Annotated in this window: 4 protein-coding genes, 1 rRNA gene and 1 pseudogene; 3 read left to right on the plus strand and 3 right to left on the minus strand. The window is 66.6% G+C overall.

Translation table 11 applies throughout. The features are described 5' to 3' along the window. Nucleotides 1–234 (plus strand): annotated as a pseudogene (locus WAX14_RS11735) (prephenate dehydrogenase); the annotation flags it as partial. Then, nucleotides 222–1,592, plus strand: a complete 1,371-nt coding sequence (locus WAX14_RS11740) for an amidase (protein ID WP_422628239.1) — start codon at nucleotides 222–224, stop codon at nucleotides 1,590–1,592. The pseudogene WAX14_RS11735 and the gene WAX14_RS11740, both read left to right, overlap by 13 nt. Here WAX14_RS11740 and WAX14_RS11745 read toward each other — a convergent pair. Next, nucleotides 1,568–2,173 carry a putative glycolipid-binding domain-containing protein gene (locus WAX14_RS11745; protein WP_422628242.1) on the minus strand — a complete coding sequence of 202 codons (606 nt, stop codon included), beginning with the start codon at nucleotides 2,171–2,173 and terminating at the stop codon, nucleotides 1,568–1,570. The two genes, WAX14_RS11740 and WAX14_RS11745, sit on opposite strands and share 25 nt — an antisense overlap. A 73-nt stretch (nucleotides 2,174–2,246) precedes the next feature. Beyond that, entirely contained in the window at nucleotides 2,247–3,284 is a 1,038-nt protein-coding gene (locus tag WAX14_RS11750; protein WP_422628240.1) for a hypothetical protein, read from the minus strand. 89 nt (nucleotides 3,285–3,373) lie between these two features. Here WAX14_RS11750 and WAX14_RS11755 point away from each other — a divergent pair, with 89 nt between their 5' ends. Next, nucleotides 3,374–4,525 (plus strand): GIY-YIG nuclease family protein, encoded by a 1,152-nt coding sequence (locus tag WAX14_RS11755; protein ID WP_422628241.1) that lies wholly within the window; start codon nucleotides 3,374–3,376, stop codon nucleotides 4,523–4,525. Nucleotides 4,526–4,638: 113 nt separating this feature from the next. On the opposite strand, the gene rrf is transcribed toward WAX14_RS11755, so the two are convergent. Further along, nucleotides 4,639–4,755, minus strand: a 5S ribosomal RNA gene (rrf, locus tag WAX14_RS11760). Nucleotides 4,756–4,758 lie beyond the last annotated feature (3 nt).

The following is a 4,758-nucleotide window of genomic DNA, read 5'->3' on the forward strand; positions in this document are numbered from 1 at the left end:
GGCAACGCGACCGCGCTGCTCGCCGCGCTCGACGAAACCCTCGAGGTGCTGCGCACCGCACGTGAGCAACTCGCCGATGGCAGCACCGGTGAGCTCACACGTGCCGGCCACGCGGCTCGGCAGCGCTACGAACAGCGCGAACGCCCGCCCATCGTCGGAATCGTCCCCGGCGACGACAACTGGATCGAACGGCTCCGCGACGCCGGGCGTCGCGGCCGGGTGTGGACGTCGTGAACCTGCGCGACACCGCGTCGGCCCTCGCGAAACGCGACCTCACCGCGACCGAACACGTCCGGCGGGTCCTCACCGACCTCGACGCCCTCGACGGCACGCCCTGGAGCAACATCGTCGCAGCCCGCAACGACGCGGCCGCACTCGAATCCGCGGCCCGCGCCGACGCGGAACTGGGTGCGGGCAGTTGGATCGGCCCGTTGCACGGCGTCGCTGTGGCGATCAAGGACAACATCGATGTCGCAGGCATGCCGACGCGCTGCGGCAGTGCCGTGCTCGCCGACGCACCGCCGGCCCGCCGCGACGCCCGGGTCGTCGAACAGTTGCGGGAAGCCGGGGCGATCGTCGTCGCCAAGACCCACCTGCACGAGTTCGCATACGGACCCACCGGACTCGTCAACGCGGCCGGACCGGCTCTGCACCCGCACGACCCGTCGCTGATCAGCGGCGGCTCGTCGTCCGGATCGGCAGTACTGGTCGGTCGGGGCATCGTGCCACTCGCGTTGGGCACCGACACCGGATGCAGTGTGCGTACACCCGCCGCGCTGTGCGGGATCGTCGGGTTCAAACCGTCCAGTGGCGCACTGTCGCTGGACGGGGTGTTCCCGCTGTCCACCACGTTCGACCACATCGGGCTGCTGACCGGCGACGTCCTCGACGCCGGACTGGCGTGGGGTGCGCTGCCCGGGGTCGCGCACCTGCGAACTCCCGTATCGGGGCTGCGCGTCGGTGTGCTGCGTGGTGGTGTGTGGGATCTCGACGACCCCGAGGTCGCCGCGGCGGTCGACACCGCGAGCCGCACCCTCCGCAACCTCGGCGCCGACGTCGTGCACACGACGTTGCCGGAGACCGACGAGTTGCTCGCCGCGTATCCGATCATCACCGGATCCGAGGCATACGAAACCCATCAAGCGTGGTTCGAAGTCGACCCCGGTCGATATCAGGCGCCGACGGCAGCGCTCCTCGCCGCACAAGCCGGTCGGCCCGCGTCCGAGTATCTGCGGGCGCTGCGTGCAGCCGAACGCCTGCGCACCGACGTTCTGCACCGGCTGCGCCGCATCGACAGGTTCGACGCACTGCTCACCGTGACCACCGGGGTCCGGTCGGCACCAGCGGACAGCGATCCCGTCGATCTGCGTGCCCCGCTGCTCCAACGCTGCATTCCGTTCAGCGTGCTCGGTGTTCCCGCGCTGTCGGTGCCCGCACCCGACGGTCAGACCCGTCCGGTCGGCCTACAGGTAGCCGGACTGTCCAGCGGACCGAGCGGACACGGCAGCCACCCCGGCGAATCCACGGCACTCGCGCTTGCACTCGCCATCGAAGGCACGGCAGCCGATCAGATGCGCTCAGCGAGTCCCTGATAGTCGACGACGAACCCGTGCGCATCGACGGTCACGGTCGAACTCGACACCGGTGACAGCACATGGATACCGTCGGCGGCGCTGCTGTAGACGAGCGTCGCCTCCTGCACCCCGAGATCGAGCAGGTTGACGTACACGACGGGCACCTCGAGCTCATCGGCGCCGGTCTGCAGGCTGTACCGGCGGATCGGGAGTGCGTTGAAGAACGGACTGAGGATCACGTCGACGTCGAGCGCACCGCCGAATGCCGATCGTTGATGCTGTGTTCCGTTGTCGACCATCCAGATGCCCTCACCGGAACGACTGATCGACATATGCTTCTCACCGGATGCCAGCGTGGTCCGCACCGACAATCTGCGGGTGACACCGTTCTCATCGGTGACGAGATCGTAGGACGCACTGAACGCCGGGTGGTCGGCGCACGCGGCCCCGACGATACGGCCGGACGCCTTGACACGGAATCCGCTCAACTGCACACGAACCGATTCCATTCGTGGTGCATCGTTGGCCCGCCACGTCATCAGCGCCGGCCAGGTCGATGCGCTACTCGCCTCGGTGCGCGTGGGATCAGGGACAGGCATGCTCACGGTGTCTACCGTAAGCGACGAACGGCACACAAGTGGCGTCGGCGTCGGATTCGAAATGAGTACTTGTTCACGCAACCGAAACTTCGACGGCGCCTGCATCCCGACGAGCAAGCCGATTCGAGAACACGGCGAGCGCCACCACACCCACCGCGACATTGAGCAGAGCCCCGAACTCCGCGACCGCAAAGTCGATGACCTCGACGAACAGCACCGTGACCAGGGCAGCGGCGCTGAGCAACCGCAACGCCCACCGCCGCCTTGACCGCAGACCGATCAACCCCAGCACGCACAGCAGCGTCGTCACCGACACCCCCACCAACTGGAACCACACAGTGAGGTCGCGGTCGCCGCCGGTCAGATCGTCATCGAGCGTCGTCACCGCATGGACGAGCATCATCCCGGAGAATATCGCCAATATCACCGCCACCAGCCAAGTACCGCGATCCCCTCGCAAGCTCTGCGGAACCACCCGTCCCAGCCCCACATCGAACCGGTACCGCCGATCGTCACGGTCGCGACACCGCGCCAACAACCGTTCGATCTCGTCGGCTGCTTCCGGATCCACCCCGCCCGTCCTCGCGGATCTCAATTGGTCGGCCGCGCCGACGCGGTCGGTGGGAGTCAACCCGCGCATGATCCCGTCCACCGCGGTCGCCGCCGCATTGGCCATCTCCTCCTGCGCCGAGACCGGCCGAAGTCCGTGGACAGCACGGTTGGCGAGCAACAGAAGCAACACCACCACGTACATGATCGCAACGGACGGCCGGTAGAAGTAGTCGTTCGTCTTGGTCAAGAATTTGCCGATCTCGTCCAGGAACAACCCGAAGCCGATGCCACCCGCGACGATCCCGAACCCGTGCGGAGTGCGACCCAGATAAGTGAGCAGACCGCACAACGCGACAATCATCAGCAGCCCGCCCCACAGCGAATGTGCGATATGAAGGGTCGCGCCACCGACCTGCGGATATCCCGACAGGTGCAGGTACAGGCGCACCAGCAGGATGGTCGTGACCGCGGTGATCACCAGTGCTTCGATGCGCGACGACGCGCTCGCGTCACGCAACCACCGCGGCGCTGAACCGCCGCGGGCTGAGACGACGTTCATGATCGATGAGCGTAGCTGCGGACCGGATGATCCGACGACGATGCGCGCGCTGCGGGGTCTGGGGGCGCTGCCTGGCCTAGAGTCGCCTCATGCGCACCGTGTGGACAGTTCCTCCGAACATCGCCCAGACACTTCTGGAATCTCCCGAGATCCAGATGTTTCTGACCAGCAACGAGCTGCCCGAAACGGCGGACGATCCGCGTCAGCGGCTCACGGAGTTCACCCACGCGCTCGGTGCGCTCAGCCGCAACATCGGGCGCACTTTCGGATCTGTCGATGCCGCCAATCGGGAACTGTTCGGAGGGTCCGCCGGCATCGTCCCGGTGGCGCTGCGGCTGACCGTACTACGGGCCATCGTCACCGAGGTCGACGATCGCATGCCCACCCCCGATCCGCTGCCCGCCAACGTCATCGAGCAACTCGGTGCATACGTGTATGTACTACTCGATCCACGTGACCGCACCGTCCTGCACGCAGGCAGCGGTCGCGGGAACCGCATTTTCGCACTGACCTGGGCCGCCATCGGCGAGACGCACAAACTCACCGCAGGGGGTGAGAACGCGCCGCAGGCCACCCCTGAGGCCGACGCTGCTCTGCGTCGCGTACGTGCCGTGTACCACTCGGGGTATTCGGTGGAACATTTCGTCGTCGCCGATCATTTGCTTCCCGCTGCCGACGCCGATCATGCCGCCGGCGCGACCGCCCAGGCATTGATCGCAGCACTGGGTCTACTCGAATCGCATCGCGGCGATTTCGTGCTCACGAATCTCGCCGGAACCACCGGCGATTCCGAAGCGGATCGAATCGCGCGTCCGATCGCGGAGCTTGTCCGCCAGTACTCTGCGAAGGCTGCCCCGGAGCTACCGACGCCGTGTGTGGTGTTGCGGATCACGGACGCGAAATCGGCATCTCCAGACCAGGTTCGGGATCTCGCCGACCGGCCCTGGCCGGCAGGCATCGCGGCACGCGGCATCGCCGGACTTCCCATCCTCGTCGTCGCCGACAACATCGTGCGCGGCGCATACCGAGCGACGGGATGGCAGGCCGCTTCACGCACGGAGGAGAACGGCGGCACGATCCTGTATCGCTTTCTCGGTGAGTCGGATTCCGAACTCGAAACCATGTTCGTCGATACCCGCGTGACCCCGGATCGACTGGGTCTCAAGCGGTGGCCTTCGCATGGTTGGGCTCCACGTTTGACGCGAGCGATGCCGCGCGCGACTCCGCGCCCGCGCCAGTAACCTGGGTCGAGCCGGTCCGGTTCGGGTGAGAGAAACCCTCACCCGACCCGAACCACACCCCCTCCAAACACTGTCGGCCCCCACCAGATGGTGGGGGCCTACAGCAAACGGGTGTTCGGCGGCGACCTACTCTCCCACACCCTGACGAGTGCAGTACCATCGGCGCAGACAGGCTTAGCTTCCGGGTTCGGAATGGGACCGGGCGTTTCCCTGTCGCTATAACCACCGTAACT

Source organism: Rhodococcus sp. (in: high G+C Gram-positive bacteria), assembly GCF_049299235.1.
In the GTDB taxonomy this organism is placed as follows: domain Bacteria; phylum Actinomycetota; class Actinomycetes; order Mycobacteriales; family Mycobacteriaceae; genus Rhodococcus.